Annotated in this window: 19 protein-coding genes and 1 pseudogene; 14 read left to right on the forward strand and 6 right to left on the reverse strand. The window is 73.0% G+C overall.

The window, feature by feature from the left end; translation table 11 throughout:
* Nucleotides 1-135 precede the first annotated feature (135 nt).
* Together ACZ4VI_RS32655 and ACZ4VI_RS32660 are read right to left on the reverse strand one after the other, a co-directional pair.
* Nucleotides 136-357, reverse strand: a complete 222-nt coding sequence (locus ACZ4VI_RS32655) for a hypothetical protein (protein ID WP_468005208.1) — start codon at nt 355-357, stop codon at nt 136-138.
* Nucleotides 358-384: 27 nt separating this feature from the next.
* Complete coding sequence (locus ACZ4VI_RS32660) at nt 385-1,641, reverse strand: inorganic phosphate transporter (RefSeq protein ID WP_468005210.1); 1,257 nt, start codon at nt 1,639-1,641, stop codon at nt 385-387.
* A 363-nt stretch (nt 1,642-2,004) separates the two neighbouring features.
* On the opposite strand from ACZ4VI_RS32660, the gene ACZ4VI_RS32665 reads away from it, so the two are divergent.
* Both ACZ4VI_RS32665 and ACZ4VI_RS32670 read left to right on the forward strand, forming a co-directional pair.
* Complete coding sequence (locus ACZ4VI_RS32665; RefSeq protein ID WP_468005212.1) at nt 2,005-3,132, forward strand: alpha/beta hydrolase; 1,128 nt, start codon at nt 2,005-2,007, stop codon at nt 3,130-3,132.
* Between the two features lie 821 nt (nt 3,133-3,953).
* A pseudogene (locus ACZ4VI_RS32670) lies at nt 3,954-5,114 on the forward strand (hypothetical protein); the annotation flags it as partial.
* A gap of 18 nt (nt 5,115-5,132) precedes the next feature.
* Here ACZ4VI_RS32670 and ACZ4VI_RS32675 read toward each other — a convergent pair.
* Both ACZ4VI_RS32675 and ypfJ read right to left on the reverse strand, forming a co-directional pair.
* Nucleotides 5,133-5,534, reverse strand: a complete 402-nt coding sequence (locus tag ACZ4VI_RS32675; protein ID WP_468005214.1) for a VOC family protein — start codon at nt 5,532-5,534, stop codon at nt 5,133-5,135.
* A gap of 75 nt (nt 5,535-5,609) precedes the next feature.
* Entirely contained in the window at nt 5,610-6,500 is an 891-nt protein-coding gene (gene ypfJ, locus ACZ4VI_RS32680; protein ID WP_468005216.1) for a KPN_02809 family neutral zinc metallopeptidase, read from the reverse strand.
* A 271-nt stretch (nt 6,501-6,771) separates the two neighbouring features.
* On the opposite strand from ypfJ, the gene ACZ4VI_RS32685 reads away from it, so the two are divergent.
* The 3 genes from ACZ4VI_RS32685 to ACZ4VI_RS32695 all read left to right on the forward strand — a co-directional run bounded on the left by ACZ4VI_RS32685 (nt 6,772) and on the right by ACZ4VI_RS32695 (nt 9,832).
* The gene (locus ACZ4VI_RS32685) at nt 6,772-8,370 is read left to right on the forward strand and encodes an ABC-F family ATP-binding cassette domain-containing protein (protein WP_468005218.1); all 1,599 of its coding nucleotides are present in this window, start codon (nt 6,772-6,774) and stop codon (nt 8,368-8,370) included.
* 323 nt (nt 8,371-8,693) lie between these two features.
* On the forward strand, nt 8,694-8,915 hold the full coding sequence (locus tag ACZ4VI_RS32690) for a helix-turn-helix domain-containing protein (RefSeq protein ID WP_006123601.1): 222 nt from the start codon (nt 8,694-8,696) through the stop codon (nt 8,913-8,915).
* Between the two features lie 119 nt (nt 8,916-9,034).
* Nucleotides 9,035-9,832: an enoyl-CoA hydratase/isomerase family protein gene (locus tag ACZ4VI_RS32695; RefSeq protein ID WP_468005220.1), complete on the forward strand. Its 798-nt coding sequence runs from the start codon at nt 9,035-9,037 to the stop codon at nt 9,830-9,832.
* Between the two features lie 225 nt (nt 9,833-10,057).
* Here ACZ4VI_RS32695 and ACZ4VI_RS32700 read toward each other — a convergent pair whose 3' ends face one another.
* A complete protein-coding gene (locus ACZ4VI_RS32700) occupies nt 10,058-10,744 on the reverse strand; it encodes a hypothetical protein (protein WP_468005222.1) in 687 nt (228 codons plus the stop codon).
* Between the two features lie 57 nt (nt 10,745-10,801).
* On the opposite strand from ACZ4VI_RS32700, the gene ACZ4VI_RS32705 reads away from it, so the two are divergent.
* Genes ACZ4VI_RS32705 through amaP form a run of 5 tightly spaced genes read left to right on the forward strand, consistent with a single transcriptional unit; the run spans nt 10,802 to nt 13,037 of the window.
* Nucleotides 10,802-11,254, forward strand: a complete 453-nt coding sequence (locus tag ACZ4VI_RS32705) for an Asp23/Gls24 family envelope stress response protein (protein ID WP_468005223.1) — start codon at nt 10,802-10,804, stop codon at nt 11,252-11,254.
* A 30-nt stretch (nt 11,255-11,284) separates the two neighbouring features.
* Nucleotides 11,285-11,476, forward strand: a complete 192-nt coding sequence (locus ACZ4VI_RS32710; RefSeq protein WP_468005225.1) for a hypothetical protein — start codon at nt 11,285-11,287, stop codon at nt 11,474-11,476.
* Nucleotides 11,477-11,482: 6 nt separating this feature from the next.
* The gene (locus tag ACZ4VI_RS32715; protein ID WP_468005227.1) at nt 11,483-11,833 is read left to right on the forward strand and encodes an Asp23/Gls24 family envelope stress response protein; all 351 of its coding nucleotides are present in this window, start codon (nt 11,483-11,485) and stop codon (nt 11,831-11,833) included.
* Nucleotides 11,830-12,453, forward strand: a complete 624-nt coding sequence (locus ACZ4VI_RS32720) for a DUF6286 domain-containing protein (protein WP_468005228.1) — start codon at nt 11,830-11,832, stop codon at nt 12,451-12,453. The genes ACZ4VI_RS32715 and ACZ4VI_RS32720 overlap by 4 nt, the downstream gene beginning before the upstream one ends.
* Nucleotides 12,450-13,037, forward strand: a complete 588-nt coding sequence (amaP, locus tag ACZ4VI_RS32725; protein ID WP_468005230.1) for an alkaline shock response membrane anchor protein AmaP — start codon at nt 12,450-12,452, stop codon at nt 13,035-13,037. The genes ACZ4VI_RS32720 and amaP overlap by 4 nt, the downstream gene beginning before the upstream one ends.
* A 337-nt stretch (nt 13,038-13,374) precedes the next feature.
* Here the strand turns inward: amaP and ACZ4VI_RS32730 are convergent, their stop codons facing one another.
* Entirely contained in the window at nt 13,375-14,853 is a 1,479-nt protein-coding gene (locus ACZ4VI_RS32730; RefSeq protein WP_468005231.1) for a regulator, read from the reverse strand.
* Nucleotides 14,854-15,155: 302 nt separating this feature from the next.
* On the opposite strand from ACZ4VI_RS32730, the gene lipB reads away from it, so the two are divergent.
* The 4 genes from lipB to ACZ4VI_RS32750 all read left to right on the forward strand — a co-directional run bounded on the left by lipB (nt 15,156) and on the right by ACZ4VI_RS32750 (nt 18,235).
* Nucleotides 15,156-15,977: a lipoyl(octanoyl) transferase LipB gene (lipB, locus tag ACZ4VI_RS32735; protein WP_468005233.1), complete on the forward strand. Its 822-nt coding sequence runs from the start codon at nt 15,156-15,158 to the stop codon at nt 15,975-15,977.
* 106 nt (nt 15,978-16,083) lie between these two features.
* A complete protein-coding gene (lipA, locus tag ACZ4VI_RS32740; protein ID WP_468005235.1) occupies nt 16,084-17,052 on the forward strand; it encodes a lipoyl synthase in 969 nt (322 codons plus the stop codon).
* A gap of 255 nt (nt 17,053-17,307) precedes the next feature.
* Nucleotides 17,308-17,520: an SCO2195 family GlnR-regulated protein gene (locus ACZ4VI_RS32745; RefSeq protein WP_315891035.1), complete on the forward strand. Its 213-nt coding sequence runs from the start codon at nt 17,308-17,310 to the stop codon at nt 17,518-17,520.
* A gap of 10 nt (nt 17,521-17,530) precedes the next feature.
* On the forward strand, nt 17,531-18,235 hold the full coding sequence (locus tag ACZ4VI_RS32750; RefSeq protein ID WP_468005236.1) for a DUF4191 domain-containing protein: 705 nt from the start codon (nt 17,531-17,533) through the stop codon (nt 18,233-18,235).
* Nucleotides 18,236-18,369 lie beyond the last annotated feature (134 nt).

Genomic DNA, 18,369 nt, shown 5'->3' on the forward strand with positions numbered 1-18,369 from the left:
TTCCACCGTTGGGGCACACCCCCCGTCACCTTTTTGTGGCATGGGGTTAGGCAAGGACAAAACCCCCCCCAACCCCCCCCCCCCCCCCCCCCCCCCCCCCCCCCCCCCCCCCCCCGGCCGTCAGAGCGTGTGACGTCAGGCCACGATGAGGTAGATGCCGTACGCGACGGCCGCCGCGCACAGCGCGAAGCAGGCGTACGCGCCGGAGCGCGCCAGGGTGGCCGAGCCTCCCTGGGAGGCGGCCTGCTCCTGCTTGGAGAGGCCGACGATGCCGAGGGTGAAGAGTCCTACGAGGGCGACGGTCGCCACGAGGCTGACTCCGAAGACGGAGCCGAGAGCTGCCCAGTCGATCTTCATGCGTTCGTTCCTTGGGTTCCGGGGGCCTTACACCGCGGCCGGGGCTGCGGGGGCTGCCGGGTCCGCGGGGGCCGGCGAGGGGATGGTGGTCTTCAGGTCCTCGTCCGCGACGGCGGCGACGGAACCGGCCGGCGGCGGGGTGACGGCCGCGATGGCGGTGGTCACGACGCCCGCGGGCTCGGTCTCGACGTCGTTGACGTTGGTGTGGTCGACCACCTGGCGGCGGGAGACGACCCAGATGGCGACACAGGAGGCGACCAGGAAGGACGCGACGGCGTAGACGCCCCAGTCGCCCTGCCTTGCGACGTACTCGGCTCCGGCACCGACCAGGCCGGCGGCCGGAAGGGTCAGGCCCCAGGCGACGAACATCCGCGTGGCGGTCGACCAGCGGACGACACCGCCCTTGCGGCCCAGACCCGCGCCCATGACGGCGCCGGAGCAGGAGTGCGTGGTCGAGAGGGAGAAGCCCAGGCTGGAGGAGGCCAGGATGACCGTGGCCGCGCTGGTCTGGGCGGCGAAGCCCTGCTGCGGCTGGAGGTCGGTGAGGCCCTTGCCCATCGTGCGGATGATGCGCCAGCCGCCGAGGTAGGTGCCGAGCGCGATCGCCGTACCGGCGGAGACGATGACCCAGACCGGCGGGTTGGAGCCGGGGGCGATGATGCCGCCGGCGACCAGGGCGAGCGTGATGATGCCCATGGTCTTCTGGGCGTCGTTGGTGCCGTGGGCGAGGGAGACGAGACCGGCGGACGCGATCTGACCGGCCCGGTAGCCCTTGTCGGTCGTCTTCTTGTCGGCCTTCTTGTCGAGGCGGTACGTCAGGCGGGCGGCGAACATCGCGGCCAGTCCGGCGACCAGGGGGGCGGCGACCGCCGGGATGAGCACCTTGCTGACGACGGTCCCGCCGTTGACGCCGCTGACGCCGATGGAGGCGATGGTCGCTCCGATGAGGCCGCCCATCAGGGCGTGGGAGGAGCTGGACGGCAGGCCGACCAGCCAGGTCACCAGGTTCCAGAGGATCGCGCCGACGAGCGCGGCGAGGATGACTTCGGGTTGGATGCCCTCCTCGTTGACGAGTCCCTTGGAGATCGTCTTGGCAACCTCCACCGACAGGAACGCGCCGACCAGGTTGAGCACGGCGGACATGGCCACCGCCGTCTTTGGCTTGAGAGCACCGGTCGAGATGGTCGTCGCCATCGCGTTGGCGGTGTCGTGGAAACCGTTCGTGAAATCGAACACGAGAGCTGTTACGACCACAATCGCAAGCAGCAGCGTGATGTGTTCCATTTACCCAGGCAATCGTTCGACGTCAGTGGCTGGACGAACGTAGGCAACCTGAGTGAACGGAAGGTGAACTGGGTCGGGCGGCGTGGTGTCTCTATCCGGGGTCCGAGCATTCCGCTTACGCCTCGCGAGCGGATCCTGTCCACGATGTGGGCACCTGCGACCCCGGGTAATCCGTGCCGTCACGGGACACTTACGACTCGCTCCGGTTCCTCCCCACCCGCCCGTGTCAGCCCGTGGACAGGCGCGGGGCCGTGTCAGCCCACCGGGGGACCCGCGGAGGTGATCCATGTCACTCCGAAGGGGCCCGGACACGAGCGGGTTCGTCCGGTGGCAGCCCCGGCCCGGCCTGCCGACACTGGGAGCGTGCGCCCGGCTACAGCGACGGCAGCGGCCGTCACCACTCTGATCGGTGTCGGCGCGGCCGCGATCGCGGTCGGCCGGTACGCCGGCGACGTCGCCCTCAAGGCGTCGTCCGGACGGCCCCTGCCCGGCGACCCCCGGCTCACCGTGCACGCCACGGCCCCCGGCCAGGTCACCCTCACCCGCAGCCTCGCCTCCCTGCGCCCCGGTACGTACGGGATCGTGGGCACCGGCGTCCACGCTGTCGTGGGCCCCGTCCTCGACCGCGTGCCGCACACCGCCGACACCGTCGTACGCCGCCTGGAACGGGTCGAGCAGGGGGCCCTGACGTCCGGCACCCGCGTCCGGCTCACCCCCGAGCTGCACAGCGGGGACCCGCACAGCGCCCTCGGCGTCGCCCACGAGGACGTCGAGATCCCCGGCGAGCTCGGCTCCCTGCCCGCCTGGCTGGTCCCCGGCCCGCGCTCCACCTGGGTCATCGCCCTGCACGGCATCGGCACCACCCGCCGGCACCCCCTGAACCTCGTCCCCTTCCTCTCCCGCCGGTCGATCCCCGTCCTCTGCCTCTCCTACCGCGGCGACGAGGGCGCGCCACCCCTCCCGGACGGCCTCGGTCACCTCGGCGACTCCGAGTGGCGCGACGTCGACGCCGCCATCCGCTACGCCGTCCGCCGGGGCGCCGAACACGTCGTGCTGCACGGCTGGGGGACCGGCGCCACGATGGCCCTGCACGCCGCCGCCGACTCCGGCGTACGGGACGTGATCCGCGGCCTCGTCCTGGACTCCCCGGTCCTCGACCGGGAGGCCACCCTGCGTAACCTCGCCGCGGCTGGCCGCGTCCCCGGCCCGCTGCTGCCGCTCGCTGTCCGCGCCGCCCTTGGCAGGAGCGGGCTGCCCGGCGACCGCCCCCAGGAGTCCGCCGACCCGGCCGCCCTGCGCGTGCCCACGCTCGTCCTCCACGGCCCCGACGACACGATCGCGCCCTGGGAGCCGTCCCTCGAACTGGCCGCCCGGCGCCCGGAACTGGTCACCCTGCACACGGTCCGCGGAGCCCCGCACGCCGCGATGTGGAACGCCGACCCGGTCCGCTACGAAGAGGCCCTGCGCCGCTTCCTCACCCCGCTCCTCTAGGCCCGACCGAGGCCCGACCGAGGCCCGCCCCGGGCCTCCGAGGCGGCTGATCCGATTCCGATTGGGCTTTCGGGCCGTCAACGGGAAGACTGCCCCCCGTGACGTCTCGAAAGCCCGATGAGCAATTGGCGCGCAACTCCAGACTCCGACTTGTCCGTCCGCGGGCACTCGCCACCGCCCGGCGGGCCGTGACGACCCGGCGCACCCGTCCGGCCCCGCGGCCGCCGGAGGGCACTCCGCCCCGCGCCGAACTGGCCCGCCAGGCCCGGACGGTCCTCGCCGACGCCGTACGGATCGCCCGCTGGGCCGCCCTCGACGCCGAGCCCCGCCCCGCCGACGCCCCCCGCCCCCAAGCCGTCCCGGCGCCCCGCACCACGCCCGTCCCGGCGCCCCGCGCGGCGACCGACCAGGCGACTGGCCCCGCGACAGGCAAGGCGACGGGCCCGGCGACCGACCAGGCGACTGGCCCCGCGACAGGCAAGGCGACGGGCCCGGCGACGGGCCAGGCGACCGGCCCCGCGACAGGCCAGGCGACGGGCCCGGCGACGGGCCAGGCGACCGCTCCCGCGACGGGCCAGGCGACCGGCCCCGCGACAGGCAAGGCGACGGGCCCCGCGACGGGCCAGGCGACCGGCCCCGCGCCCCGAGCCGCAACCGACCCCGCCGCCGGTGGCGCGACCGACACCGAGACCCGGGACGCGGGCGATCCCGCCACCCGCGCGGCGGCCGACCATGCGACCGACGCTGCGGCCCGCGCGGCGACCGGCCAGGCGACCGGCTCCGCGCCCCGCGCCGCGACCGTCGCCGCCGCCCGCGCCCTCCCCGTCGAGGAACGGGCCGCTGCCGCGCTGGATCTGACGCCCGGCCAGGTTCGGGCCGGCTGGGACCGGGCCCGGCTTGCCGGGCTCGTCGAACTCCACGGCGGGACCGCCCGCCCCGGCTGGCGGCTGCATGCCTGGGACCGCGACGACTCCGCCGTCCTGCGCGGCTGGGTCGCCCTCTTCGACGCCTGGTCCCTGGTGCACCCCGCCCCCGAGGACGTCGCGCCCGGCGCCGTCGCCGAGGTCGTCGAGGCCGTTCCCCAGGTGCTCTCGCTCCTCCAGCTCTCCGCCGGTCCCGTGACCGTCCCCGCCCTGCTCGACCTGCTGAGCCAGCGGGTCGACGAGCTGCGCGAGGAGCGCTGCGAGGTCCCCGTCGAGGGCGTCGGCACCGACACCCCAGCCACCCCTGCCGGCGACACCGGCCCCGAGGGGCTCGCCGCGCTGCTCGACTGGGCCCTGGAGGGGCTCGCCGCCGTTGGCGCCCTGACCCTCGGCGAGGGGTCCGACGGCCGCCAGGCCACCCTCACCCCGCTCGGCAACTGGGCGGTCTGGGTCAAGCTGGAGCAGATCTGCGTCGCCGCCCAGAGCCCGGCCGGCAACATCGAGCAGTCCGCCGAGGACATGCTCCGCGGCTGCGCGAGCCTCACCCCCGGTCCGGCCCGCGACGAGTACCGCGCCTGGCTCGCCGCCCGCACCCTCTCCAGCGCCGTCGCCGAACTCCTCGCCGTCGCCCGTGGCGAGGACGCCCTGCTGCGCGGTCTCGCCTTCGAGGCGCTCCGCGTCGTCGGAGCCCCCGCCGAGGCGGAGGTCCGGGCCGCGGCCGAGGAGGCCTCGCTCCGTCCGTACGCCCTGCTCTGGCTCGCCGAGTACGAGGGCGCCGACCCCGACGACGCCCAGGACGTGCTCAGCCGAGAGGAGGCCACCTGGCTCTGGGTGGACACCGCCGCGGCCGTCGCCGACCACGGCGAGAGCACGCTCCTCGTGCGCCACCTCGACTCGGCCGTCCAGGGCACCGTCCCGGCGCTCCTCGACGAGATCCGCGCCGTCGGTCACCCCCGTACGGTCCAGGTCCTGGTCGCGCTCGCCGCCGCCCACCCCGACCCCGCCCTCGCCAAGGCGGTCCGCCGGGCGGCCTTCCAGGTCCACACCGGGGGAGCCTGACCGCCCGCCGCCCGGATCTCAGCCGGTGGTCCCCGGCAGATAGGTGCCGAAGCTCCAGACGTTGCCCTCGCCGTCACGGGCGATGTAGTCCCGCGAGCCGTAGTCCTGGTCCGTGGGCGGCATCACGATCTCGACGCCGTGGGCCACCGCCCGCGCGTGGTGTTCGTCCACGTCGTCCACGTGGACGTACACCCCGCTGGGCCCGGAGCCCTCGATCAGTTTGTCGAACTCGCTGCCCGTGCCCTTGCTGCCGAGCATCACCATGCCGTTGCCGTACGTCAGCTCGGCGTGCATGACCTTGCCGTCCTCGCCCTCGAACACCGCGGTGCGGGTGAAGCCGAACGCCTCCGTGATCTGTCTGATCGCGGCGTGCGCGTCGTGGTAGGTCAGGGTCGGACAGATGTGGGGTGCCTCAGCCATCCCGTTCACTCCTTGTCGCGGTGGGGAATGTGACCTGGATCTCAGTCTGGCATCCGGCACCGACATCGGGGCGCCTCAGCGGAAGGTGTTGCACCGCGCCATGTCACCGGTCGTGAAGCCGGTGGAGAACCACTGCCGGCGCTGCGCGGCCGAGCCGTGCGTCCAGTTCTCCGGGGTCACCCGGCCCTGGAACCTCTCCTGGATCCGGTCGTCGCCCACCGCGGCCGCCGCGTCCAGACCGTCCCGGATGTCGGCGTCCGTCAGCCCTGTCAGCAGCGGCCGGCCGGTCTTCTCGTCCGGCGTGGTCGTCGCGTGGCGCGCCCAGACGCCCGCGTAGCAGTCCGCCTGCAGCTCGACCCGTACGGCGTTGGAGTCCGCGCCCGCCCGCCCGTCCTGGGGGCGGGCCAGGGTGCCCATCATGTTCTGCACGTGGTGCCCGTACTCGTGCGCCACCACGTACGCCTGGGCGAAGGGGCCGCCGCTCGCACCGAACGTGGTCCGCAGCTCGTCGAAGAAGCCCAGGTCCAGATAGACCTGGTGGTCGCCGGGGCAGTAGAACGGCCCGACCGCCGAGGTGGCCGAGCCGCAGGCCGTGGCGACCCGCTCGGCGAACATGACCGTACGCGCGTCCCCGTACCGGCCGCCGCGGCGCTCGTACTCCGCCCGCCAGAAGTCCTGCACGCTGTTGACGACGGCCACGATCCGGCAGTCCTCCCGGGTGTTCGCGTCCGCGCCGGTCCGGCAGCTCTGGTCGATCTGGGCCACCGAGGACGAGGTCGCGACCGGCTCGGGGTCGCCGGAGGAGAGTCCCAGCTGCTCCGGACCCACCCCGAACAGCACTCCGAGCAGCAGCGCGATGAAGCCGACGATGCCGCCGCCGACGGTGGCCTTCCCGCCCGGGATCCGGCTGCCGCGGACGTCCCGTACCTCCGAGGTGTCCAGGTCGGCGTCGTCGTCGAACTGCATGGGCCACCACCCTCTGCCGTCTGCCGGTCTCCCTGCCGCGGCAGTGGCCGCCGCGCTGCGCCCGAGTATCGGCTGATCCGTAAGGGCTCGCCCCTTTTATCCGGCATAGGCGGTAAGGGCGGTAAAGGGTGTGATGTACGTCGTGCGGGATGGCCGAAAAGCAGTTGCATACGCCCGTTAGACTGGCCGCATGGCCATTCTCCTCGTGCACTAGCGGCGTCGAACCGCCCGAGAGCCCTTCCGCCGTCCACCCCCGCCCTGGAGTCTGTCCGTGATCACCGCTTCCGGCATCGAGCTGCGCGCCGGCGCCCGCATCCTCATCGAGTCCGCTTCCTTCCGCATCGCCAAGGGCGACCGCATCGGCCTCGTCGGCCGCAACGGAGCGGGCAAGACCACCCTCACCAAGTGCCTCGCGGGCGAGGGCATGCCCGCCGCGGGACAGATCGCCCGCTCGGGCGAGGTCGGCTACCTCCCGCAGGACCCGCGCACCGGCGACCTCGACGTCCTGGCCCGCGACCGCATCCTCTCCGCCCGCGGGCTCGACGTCCTCATCCGCAAGATGCGGATGAACGAGGAGCGCATCGCGACCGGCTCCGGCGCCACCCGCGACAAGGCGATGAAGCAGTACGAGCGCCAGGAGACCGAGTTCCTCACCAAGGGCGGGTACGCGGCCGAGGCCGAGGCGTCCACCATCGCCGCCGCCCTCGGGCTCCCCGACCGGGTCCTCGGTCAGCCGCTGCACACCCTCTCCGGCGGTCAGCGCCGCCGGGTCGAGCTGGCCCGGATCCTCTTCTCCGACGCCGACACCCTGCTCCTCGACGAGCCCACGAACCACCTCGACGCCGACTCCATCGTCTGGCTGCGCGACTACCTCAAGACCTACCGCGGCGGCTTCATCGTCATCTCCCACGACGTCGACCTCGTCGAGACCGTCGTGAACAAGGTCTTCTACCTGGACGCCAACCGCTCGACGATCGACGTCTACAACATGGGCTGGAAGCTCTACCAGCAGCAGCGCGAGGCCGACGAGAAGCGCCGGAAGCGCGAGCGCCAGAACGCCGAGAAGAAGGCCGCCGCCCTCAACTCGCAGGCCGACAAGATGCGCGCCAAGGCCACCAAGACGGTGGCCGCGCAGAACATGGCCAAGCGCGCCGAGCGGCTTCTCTCCGGCCTGGAGGCCGTGCGGGTCTCCGACAAGGTCGCCAAGCTCCGCTTCCCGGAGCCCGCGCCCTGCGGCAAGACCCCGCTGACCGCGGAGGGCCTGTCCAAGTCGTACGGCTCGCTCGAGATCTTCACCGACGTCAACCTCGCCATCGACAAGGGCTCGCGCGTCGTCATCCTCGGCCTCAACGGCGCGGGCAAGACCACGCTCCTGCGCCTGCTCGCCGGGGCCGAGAGCCCCGATACGGGCGAGGTGACCCCGGGCCACGGCCTCAAGCTCGGCTACTACGCCCAGGAGCACGAGACCCTCGACCCCGAGCGCACGGTCCTGGAGAACATGCGCTCCTCCGCGCCCGACCTCGACCTCGTCGAGGTGCGCAAGACGCTCGGTTCCTTCCTCTTCTCCGGCGACGACGTCGACAAGCCGGCCGGGGTGCTCTCCGGCGGCGAGAAGACCCGGCTGGCCCTGGCCACCCTGGTCGTCTCCTCGGCGAACGTGCTGCTCCTCGACGAGCCCACCAACAACCTCGACCCCGCCAGCCGCGAGGAGATCCTCGGCGCGCTGCGCACGTACAAGGGCGCGGTCGTCCTCGTCACCCACGACGAGGGCGCGGTCGACGCGCTCGAGCCGGAGCGGATCATCCTGCTCCCGGACGGCGTCGAGGACCTGTGGGGTCCGGACTACAAGGACCTGGTGGCCCTCGCCTGATCATCTCGGTATGGATCATTCGGCTCATGGGTGATCCTTCATCTGAGTGAGAGCGTCTCGTACCCCCCGGCGCGGCTCTGTGCGGAATCCTTCCGCCGGGGCCGCGCCGCCTCCGTTCGCCCGGTGCGGCGCTGACCTGGCACTTCCCGGCCGGGCGTGTTCCGAGTCGTGGATCACACCCCCCGGAATCAGGGATTCCGCTCGTGAGGAGAGTCCGCCGGGGCGCAAACCTGGTGGCACGGACCTTGTCGAATGGGTGGCCAGGACGTCCGGGAGGGGTGATCATGAGAAGTCCAGAGCGCACTTCCCATGAGGAGGCACGGGTGGCCGAGACTCTGAAGAAGGGCAGCCGGGTGACCGGCGCCGCGCGCGACAAGCTCGCGGCAGACCTGAAGAAGAAGTACGACTCCGGTGCGAGCATCCGGGCGCTGGCCGAGGAAACCGGCCGCTCCTACGGATTCGTCCACCGGATGCTCAGCGAGTCCGGAGTCACGCTGCGTGGACGCGGCGGAGCGACACGGGGTAAGAAGGCCGCCTCGGCCTGACTGGGCGCGGTTCGTCGGGTCCATCGGTTCTCGCGGTGGCCACCCGGTCGCCCGTGCGGTCGACCGGGTGGTTACTGTGCAGTCACTTAGCAGTGCTGCACCGGAACCGGAGGCGCCCCATGACTTCGCTCGACTCTGTGCTCGTGTTCGACAAGGACGGTGTACGGCTCACCGTCGAGGACGCCGTTGCCACGGTGGCCCTGACCAATCCGGCGAAGCGCAACGCCCAGTCTCCCGCTCTGTGGCGGGCGTTGACGGAGGCCGGCCGGTCACTGCCGGGCAGCGTGCGGGTCGTCGTCCTGCGCGGTGAGGGCCAGTCCTTCTCCGCGGGGCTCGACCGGCAGGCGTTCACGCCCGAGGGCTTCGACGGAGAGCCGTCCTTCCTTGACCTGGCACGTGGTTCGGACGAGGACCTGGACGCGGTCATCGCCGAGTACCAGGAGGCGTTCACCTGGTGGCGCCGCAGCGACATCGTGTCGATCGCGGCCGTCCAGGGGCACGCCATCGGTGCGGGGTTCCAGCTCGCTCTTGCCTGCGACCTGCGGGTCGTCGCCGACGACGTGCAGTTCGCCATGCGCGAGACCAGCCTGGGTCTCGTACCGGACCTCACCGGCACGCACCCGCTCGTGGGGCTCGTCGGCTACGCCCGCGCGCTGGAGATCTGCGCCACGGGCCGCTTCGTCCACGCGCAGGAGGCCGAGCGCATCGGCCTCGCCAACATCGCCGTGCCCGCGGACGAACTCGACGCCGCGGTACGGGACTTGAGCGCCGCGCTGCTCTCCGCGCCGCGCGACGCCGTGATCGAGACCAAGGCGCTCCTCCAGGGCGCCACCGACCGCTCCTACGAGGCCCAGCGCACCGCCGAACGCGCCGCCCAGGCCCGCCGCCTGCGCGACCTCGCGGGCCTCGGCGACTGAGGCGTACGAGAACAGTCGCGACGCGGACATGCGGCCTGGGCCCGCCTGCGCGGCCTGGCGGGCTTCGGCGGTGGCCGCTTTGCCGCACGGCGCCCATCCCTGCTGCTCGCCGCGCCGGCCTTCGGGTCGACCGCGGGTCGGCACCCGGCCTGGCGGTGCCGCTCGCCGCTCGCCGGGCGCTTCGCGCACGGGCGGCGGCCGTCGGCGGGCGCCGCGAGACGAGCCTCAGTGGATCTCCGAGACCAGGACCGTGACCGCCGTCGCCTCCGGGGCCGTTTCGGCCGCTCGGGTGCGGGCGGCGCGGGCCACGTCCAGGGCTCGGTGGCCGGCGGCCACCGCGAGCTCCACCCGTAGTGCGCCCGGCGCGCGGTGGAGTGGGGCGCCCAGTGTCGAGGTCAGCGCCGCCACGCCCGGCACGTCCAGCACCGCGTGAGCCGTGGCGTCGTCCGGCGGGGTGGTGGTTCGCCCGGGTGGGGGAGTGGTGGCCGGTGAATCCCCGGCGCCCTCCACGAGCCCGGTCACCCGCAGATCCACCGCCACGACCACCAGGCCCAACTCCCGCTCCGCCGAGGCGAACAGCGCCCCCCGCACCTCCTCGGCCATGCCCGGCAGCGGCCGGTCCGCCACCCGGGCGGCCTCCGCCGCGAACTCCCCCGTGATCCGCAGCGTCCCCGGCGGCAGCCCACCCGGCGGTACGGGGAACGGCGCCTCCGGGCCCGCCTCCGCGAGCCCCACCCGGAGTGACCCCGGCACCACCCCGCGTACGGCCGCCGCCGCCCGAGAGAGCACGGTCCGCGCCGCGCGCTCCGCCAGCCACGCCCCGTCCGCCGCCTCCCCGAGCGGCAGCAGCCGGCCCGGACCGAGCCGCTCGCGTACCGCCCCCGCCCATCCCGCCCCAGGTGTCGTCGTCATTGCCCCAGCCTAATGTGGGCAAAGGCACTGATAGCACCACGGAAGGGATGAACGGTGATGAACGACCCCGCACACCCCAGGGAACCGTCCGTGACCAAGCGGGGCGGCGGCGACCCGGCCACCCGCGGCCGGACCACCATCGCCGACGGCGTCGTCGAGAAGATCGCCGGTCTGGCCGCCCGTGAGGTCGACGGCGTCCACGCCATGGGCAGCGGGTTCTCCCGCACCCTCGGCGCCGTACGCGAACGCGTCCCCGGTGGAGGCGGGACGAAGGCGGGCGTCACGCGGGGCGTCAAGGCCGAGGTCGGCGAGGTGCAGACCGCGCTCGACCTGGAGATCGTCGTCGAGTACGGCGTCTCCATCGCCGACGTCGCCGGGGCCGTGCGCGAGAACGTCATCGCGGCCGTCGAGCGGATGACCGGCCTGGAGGTCGTCGAGGTCAACATCGCGGTCAGCGACGTGAAACTGCCGGAGGAAGAGGAAGAAGAGCCGGAGACGCGGCTCCAGTAGCCGCTGGCGCCCCGGCGGAAAGGGCTCAGCATGAGCATGGCGGTGGTCGGCCTGTTGGCCGGAATGGGCCTCGGCTTCGCCGGTTACTTCGGCGGCTTCGGGGCGTTCGTGCTGGTCGCGGCCTTGGGCGCGATCGGATTCGTCGTCGGACGGTTCCTGGAGGGGGACCTCGAACCCGGCGACTTCTTCCGGGGTCGCGAACGCGGCGAACGGCGGCGGTGACCGGGGGTGGCAGTCGACCCGGTGCGCCCGGCGGGCCGTGGGGCGACCACGATCGCCGACCGGGTCGTCGCGAAGATCGCCGCGCGGGCCGCGCGGGAGGCGCTCGACGTCGTGCCCAAGGGCGGCTCCGCGCCGCACGCCTCGGTCGTCGTACACCGTGACATGGCGCGGGTCTCGGTCAGCCTGGAGCTGGGCTACCCCTCCGACCTCGGCCGGCAGTGCGGCGCGGTCCGCAGTCAAGTGATCCACCGAGTACGGGAGTTGGCGGGCATGGACGTCCCCGAGGTGGCCGTCCACGTCGAACGCCTGCACTCTCCGCGCACGGCACGGGAGTCGGAGGGGCGGAGCCTGCGATGACCACGCACACCGATACCGACGCCGAGGACGCACCCGTACCCGTACTGAAGGAACCACCGACTGCGTCCCCCGCCCGCCGCTTCTGGGCGGTACGGCGGATCCCGGCCGCGCTGATCGCACTGATCCTCCTCGGCGGCACCGGCCTGCTGCTCTACGACATCGCCGCCGTACGGGCAGACCGCACCGCCATGGCCTGGCGCCGCGAGCTCGCCGACGACCTGGCGACGCGGCCCCTCGACAACACCTGGGTGCTCGCCGGCGCGGCCGTCGCCGTACTCCTCGGGGCCTGGCTCCTGATCCTGGCCGCCACCCCCGGACTGCGCTCGGTCCTCCCGATGCGGCGCGACCACGCCGACGTACGGGCCGGACTCGACCGCGAGGCCGCAGCGCTGACGCTGCGGGACCGGGCGATGGAGATCTCCGGCGTGCAGTCGGTACGGGTACGGATGGGGCGCAAGAAGGTGGCGGTGCGGGCGGTCTCGCACTTCCGCGAACTCGGCGAGGTCCGCTCCGACATCGAGAGCGTCGTCGGGACCGGCATCGACGAACTGGGCCTGGCCCGGCCACCGGCGCTGACCGTATGGGTGGGCCGCCCGCCGACGAAGGGGGGACGGAAGTGACCGCCGTTCTGCGCCGCGTCAACCGCGTGCTGCTCGCACTGGTGGGCCTGCTGCTCGTCGCCGGCGGCGGGGCGGTGCTCGCCGCCGGGTTCGATCTGCCGGTGCCCTCGTGGTGGCCGTGGTCCGGGCCCGCCGACGTCCTGCTGAGCAGGGCCGACCGGCTGCGGTGGCGTGACGAGGGCTGGTGGTGGCCGGTGGTCATCGCGGCCCTCGGCGTGATCGTGCTCCTGGCCTTGTGGTGGCTCCTCGCCCAGTTCCGGCGCGCCCGGCTCGCGGAGATCCTGATCGACACGGGCGACGGGGAGGGCGCGACGGTACGGGGGCGGACCCTGGAGAACGTCCTGGAGGCGGACGCGGCGGCCCACGAGGGCGTCGCCCGCGCGCGGGTCGCCCTGACGGGCCGCCGCACGGCCCCGCGCACCCGCGTGGCCCTGCTTCTGGAGCCGTACGCCTCCCCGGGTGCTGCCCTGGCCTCGCTGTCCACCGAGGCCCTGGCCAACGCCCGCACCTCGACGGGCCTCCGCTCCCTCCCCACGGAAGCCCGCCTCCGCGCAGTCAGACACCGCGCCCGCCGAGTCACGTGACGTTCCGTTGTGGGCATTCGTTCCGCTGGGGCGGTGCCCACCCTCCCCCCCACCCCACCCCGTTGTGGGCATTCGTTCCGCTGGGGCGGTGCCCACCCTCCCCCCACCCCGCCCCGTTGTGGGCATTCGTTCCGCTGGGGCGGAACGGGTGGGCACAACGGACGGCGCCCTTGCGGGCGCCTCCGCCCCGTGCACCCCGCCCACCCCGAGGCGCCTGCACGCGCAACGGCCCGGGGGTGCAGGGGCGCATGAGCGGAACGCGCCCGCAGGGGCGCCGTCCCGTGTGCCCACCCGTCCCGCCCCAGCGGGACGATTGCCCACACGGGGGCCGGCCCGGTCAGCCGATCGCTGCCACGCGGTCGCGGTACGTGCGGACCGCCGCCGCGTCGCGGTACGGCTCCAGGCGGCGCTCGAAGTCGCGGACGTACTCGAGCGCCCGCGCCGAGCGCATCTCGGAGGCCTGCTGGGCCGCCTCCGCGCCCAGCGCGCACGCCTGGTCCAGTTCGCCGAGGCCGAGCCGGGCCGAGGCGAGGACCACGCGGCAGAAGAGGCGGCTGCGCGCGAAGCCGGGGGCGCGGAGCTGGAGGGAGCGTTCGGCGTGCTGCGCCGCGGCCCGGTACTGCTGGAGGTCGCGGTGGCAGTGCCCGAACTCGTCCGCGAGCTGCGCCTCGTCGAAGGGCCGCGCCCAGTACGGCACGTCGTCGCCCGGCCTGGCGGCCTCCAGGGCCCGCTCCGCCCGGGCCAGCGCGGCCCCGCACGCCCGCGCCTCGCCGAGCACCCCGTGCCCGCGCGCCTCCACCGAGTGCAGGAGCGCCTGGACGACGGGCGGCGCGGCCGAGCCGACGCCCTGCTGGGCGACCCGGGCCAGCTGCACCGCCTCGCGCCCGTGGCCGAGGTAGACGGCCTGCCGGCTCATGGTGATCAGGACGTACGAGCCGTACGCCCGGTCGCCCGCCGCCTGCGCGAGCCTCAGCGCCTGGACGAAGTACCGCTGGGCGAGCCCGTGCGCCGCGATGTCGTACGAGGTCCAGCCCGCCAGTCTCGTCAGGTCGGCCGCCGCCGCGAACAGCCGGCGGCCGACCGTCTCCCCGTACGTGCCGCGCAGCATCGGCTCGGCCTCGTGCTCCAGGTAGCGCACGAGGGCCTGCCGGGCGTGGCCGCCGCCGTACGCGTGGTCCAGGGTGCGGAACAGTTCGCCGACCGAGCGCAGCGCGGCGATGTCCCCGCTGGTGACCCGCTGCCCGGGCCCCCGGTCCGTACCGCGCTGACGGGGCACCGAGAGCCGCCCTTGCGGCGGGACACGGGGGTCCTGCGCGAGGCGGCCGTCCGGGCCGAGCCGCCCGTTCGGCGCGGGCGTCTCCCCGCGCGCCACCCGCTCGTCGGCCCGGCCGATCAGCCAGTCCCGGCTCGGGACCACGAGTCCGGCCGGCGTGAAGGCGATCTTGCGGAGTTCGACGTGGCTGCCGGAGTCCTTCCGCCACAGCCCGCTGACGATGTCGACGGCCTCCTCCGGCGTCGCCGCGAACTCCAGACCCGCGTACACGGGCGCGCAGGCGTCCAGACCGAGGTCCTGTGCGGAGAGGCGGCGGCCCAGGCGGCGGGTGAAGACCTCGGCGATCAGCGCGGGCGTGGTGCCCCGCGGCTGCTGACCGCGGAGCCAGCGCGTCACGGAGGTCTTGTCGTACCGCAGGTCGAGTCCGTGCTCCAGGCCGAGCTGGTCCACCCGTCTCGCCAGGCCCGCGTTGGAGAACCCGGCTTCGGCGATGAGCGCGGCGAGCTGGCGGTTCGGGATGCGCTGCGGGGGTCGTTCCGTCATCAGCTGTGCGGTCTCCTGCCTTCCGGGCCCGGGTGGAAGCCCGTGTGGACCCTCATGGAACGGCGTGAATTTAGCGGCCCCGACCGCCCATACCGCCTCCTTCGCCCCACATTCATCCGATCGTGTGAGGATTGGGGCCGCCGCTGACGTAGCCGCCCTCACCCCCGATCCCCGCCGATACCTGCCGGACCGGTGTCCGCGGCGCCGCCGTACAGTGGCATGGGCGCGAATGACGCATGGCGCCGAGCCGGCCCCGGGACGATCCCCGGAACCCGGCACGGCATCCAGGAGGAGGCACTGCCGTGAGTGAGCTGCGATTCGTCCGTCTGGGCTTCGGCGAGGACGCCGTCGAGTACCGGGCGGCCTGGGACAAGCAGCGCGAGGTGCACGCCGCCCGGTTCGCCGACGAGGTCCCCGACACCTGTCTGCTCCTGGAGCACCCGCCGGTGTACACGGCAGGCCGGCGTACGGCGGACAGCGAGCGCCCGCTCGACGGGACGCCGGTCGTGGACGTGGACCGCGGCGGCAAGATCACCTGGCACGGCCCGGGCCAGCTCGTCGGCTATCCGATCCTGAAGCTTCCCCGCCCGGTCGACGTCGTGGCGCACGTCCGCCGCCTGGAGGAGGCGCTGATCCGCACGGCCGCCGAGTTCGGCCTGGAGACCACCCGGGTCGAGGGCCGCAGCGGCGTCTGGGTGCTCGGCGACCCGATGGAGCAGCGCAGCCGAGATGCAGCGCAGGTTGGGGGTCTCTCTCTCGACTTCGACCCGCGGCTGAACGACGAGGAGTTCGATCCGCGCCTCAACGGCCCGGAGTACGCCCCGTCCAACGCCGGGCAGCGCCGCGAGGACCGCAAGCTCGCGGCGATCGGCATCCGGGTGGCCAAGGGCGTCACGATGCACGGCTTCGCCCTGAACGTGAACCCGGACAACACCTGGTTCGACCGGATCATCCCGTGCGGCATCCGCGACGCGGGCGTGGCCTCGCTCGCGGGCGAGCTCGGCCGGGGCATCACGATCGACGAGGTCCTGCCGGTGATCGAGAAGCACCTGCGGGACGTGCTGGAGAACGCGGAGCTCAAGCCCCGCGAGATCGAGCGCGCCGAAGTGACGGCATCCGCCTAGGGAATGCCGGGCCCTGGCCACAGGTTGCCCAGGCGTAAACAAAACCGTATGAACAACGGGCGTACCCTGGTGTGCGCCGAAGAATCGAAGCTACAGGGAGCCGGTCGTGTCCGCAGTCGCACCCGACGGACGCAAGATGCTGCGCCTGGAGGTCCGTAACGCCCAGACCCCCATCGAGCGCAAGCCCGAGTGGATCAAGACCCGGGCGAAGATGGGTCCCGAGTACACGAAGATGCAGGGTCTCGTGAAGAGCGAGGGCCTGCACACGGTCTGCCAGGAGGCGGGCTGTCCCAACATCTTCGAGTGCTGGGAGGACCGCGAGGCCACGTTCCTCATCGGCGGCGACCAGTGCACGCGGCGCTGCGACTTCTGCCAGATCGACACGGGCAAGCCCGAGGCGCTGGACCGTGACGAGCCCCGCCGCGTCGGCGAGTCGGTCGTCACGATGGACCTGAACTACGCCACCATCACCGGCGTCGCGCGCGACGACCTGGAGGACGGCGGCGCCTGGCTGTACGCGGAGACCGTGCGCCAGATCCACGAGCAGACGGCGGGCCGCGCCGACGGCCGTACGAAGGTCGAGCTGCTCGCCCCGGACTTCAACGCGGTGCCGGAGCTCCTGGCGGAGGTCTTCGCCTCCCGCCCCGAGGTCTTCGCGCACAACGTCGAGACGGTGCCGCGGATCTTCAAGCGGATCCGTCCCGGCTTCCGGTACGAGCGTTCCCTGGACGTCATCACGAAGGCCCGTGACTACGGTCTGGTCACGAAGTCGAACCTGATCCTCGGCATGGGCGAGACCCGCGAGGAGGTCAGCGAGGCGCTCCAGCAGCTGCACGACGCCGGCTGCGAGCTGATCACGATCACGCAGTACCTGCGCCCGTCGGTCCGGCACCACCCCGTGGAGCGCTGGGTGAAGCCGCAGGAGTTCGTGGAGCTGAAGGAGGAGGCCGACGAGATCGGCTTCTCCGGCGTGATGTCGGGCCCGCTGGTGCGTTCCTCGTACCGGGCCGGCCGGCTGTACCAGCAGGCGATCGAGAAGCGCGGCGCGGTCGACAACGCCACGCAGGCTGTGTGAAGTCACGCACAAGCAGTTACTGACCAGTAGTGGCCGGATTCGCCGCGGCCCGTACGCCCCCGCAGGTCAGGGGGTCCGTACGGGCCGCGTCGGCGTTTCTGGATACGTACGGATGGCCCCATCAACGTTTCATCAGTGTTTGACCACCGGGTCATGCACTGGTAACACCAGTCTGTGAGCCTGGCTTCACTCACCGCTACGCCACGCTCCGCACCCCCCACCTCATCTCATCCATGCTTGAGGGAGGACCCCGCCATGCAGGCCGCGACCCACGTCCGTGCCACCGCCATCCCGTCCGTCACCGATGCCCTGAAGGCCGTCGAGGCGCTGCTGCTCTCCGGAGGCCAGCGGACCGCCCGCCGCAACGCCTGGACCTCGGTCCTGGAGGACCGCCGCCGGGCCAAGGACCGGGTCGAGGCCCAGCACGTGATGGAGGCCGTGGCTGGCCGCGCTTCCCGGGCCACGTAAACTTCAGGACATGGCGAGGAAGGCAAACACGGGCAGCGGTGACGCTGCGAACCAGGGGCGACTGAAGCAGATCGCCCTCACGTACAAGATGACCCGAAAGGCCGATCCCAAGGTCGGGCTTGTCGTCGCGGGCGTGGGCATCGTCGTACTCGGTGTCCTCCTCGCGATCGGCTTCCTGATCGGACACCCGGTCTACCTGAGCATTCTGGGCTTCATCCTGGCGCTGCTCGCGATGGCGATCGTCTTCGGACGGCGTGCCGAGCGCGCGGCCTTCGGCCAGATGGAGGGCCAGCCCGGCGCGGCGGCCGCGGTGCTGCAGAACGTCGGACGCGGCTGGACGACGACCCCGGCGATCGCGATGAACAAGAGCCAGGACGTCGTGCACCGCGCGGTCGGCCGGGCGGGCATCGTGCTGGTCGCGGAGGGCAACCCGAACCGGCTGAAGCCGCTGCTCGCGGCCGAGAAGAAGAAGATGGCCCGGATCGTCGTGGACGTGCCGGTGACCGACATCATCGTCGGCAACGGCGAGGGTCAGGTCCCGCTGAAGCAGGTCCGTACGAAGATGCTGAAGCTGCCGCGGGTGCTCTCCGGCCCGCAGGTGACGGCGGCCAACGACCGGCTGCGGGCGATGGGCGACCTGATGAGCAACATGCCGCTGCCGAAGGGTCCGATGCCGAAGGGCATGCGGATGCCGCGCGGCGGAAAGATGCGCTGATTCCGCTGACTCCACTGACAAAGAAGGGGGGGGGGGGGGGGGGGGGGGGGGGGGGGGGGGGGGGGGGGGGGGGGGGGGGTGGGGGGCGGGGGGGGGGGGGGGGCGGTGGGGGGGGGGGGGGGGGGGTAGCGATG

Source organism: Streptomyces sp. NPDC029169 (genome assembly GCF_055563935.1).

What these genes read in the sequence shown, in the direction of transcription:
- ACZ4VI_RS32655 (WP_468005208.1), bottom strand. Translation starts at nt 357, where the DNA reads ATGAAGATCGACTGGGCAGCTCTCGGCTCCGTCTTCGGAGTCAGCCTC.
- ACZ4VI_RS32660 (WP_468005210.1), bottom strand. Translation starts at nt 1,641, where the DNA reads ATGGAACACATCACGCTGCTGCTTGCGATTGTGGTCGTAACAGCTCTC.
- ACZ4VI_RS32675 (WP_468005214.1), bottom strand. Translation starts at nt 5,534, where the DNA reads ATGGCTGAGGCACCCCACATCTGTCCGACCCTGACCTACCACGACGCG.
- ypfJ (WP_468005216.1), bottom strand. Translation starts at nt 6,500, where the DNA reads ATGCAGTTCGACGACGACGCCGACCTGGACACCTCGGAGGTACGGGAC.
- ACZ4VI_RS32695 (WP_468005220.1), top strand. Translation starts at nt 9,035, where the DNA reads ATGACTTCGCTCGACTCTGTGCTCGTGTTCGACAAGGACGGTGTACGG.
- ACZ4VI_RS32700 (WP_468005222.1), bottom strand. Translation starts at nt 10,744, where the DNA reads ATGACGACGACACCTGGGGCGGGATGGGCGGGGGCGGTACGCGAGCGG.
- ACZ4VI_RS32705 (WP_468005223.1), top strand. Translation starts at nt 10,802, where the DNA reads ATGAACGACCCCGCACACCCCAGGGAACCGTCCGTGACCAAGCGGGGC.
- ACZ4VI_RS32710 (WP_468005225.1), top strand. Translation starts at nt 11,285, where the DNA reads ATGAGCATGGCGGTGGTCGGCCTGTTGGCCGGAATGGGCCTCGGCTTC.
- ACZ4VI_RS32720 (WP_468005228.1), top strand. Translation starts at nt 11,830, where the DNA reads ATGACCACGCACACCGATACCGACGCCGAGGACGCACCCGTACCCGTA.
- ACZ4VI_RS32730 (WP_468005231.1), bottom strand. Translation starts at nt 14,853, where the DNA reads ATGACGGAACGACCCCCGCAGCGCATCCCGAACCGCCAGCTCGCCGCG.
- ACZ4VI_RS32745 (WP_315891035.1), top strand. Translation starts at nt 17,308, where the DNA reads ATGCAGGCCGCGACCCACGTCCGTGCCACCGCCATCCCGTCCGTCACC.
- ACZ4VI_RS32750 (WP_468005236.1), top strand. Translation starts at nt 17,531, where the DNA reads ATGGCGAGGAAGGCAAACACGGGCAGCGGTGACGCTGCGAACCAGGGG.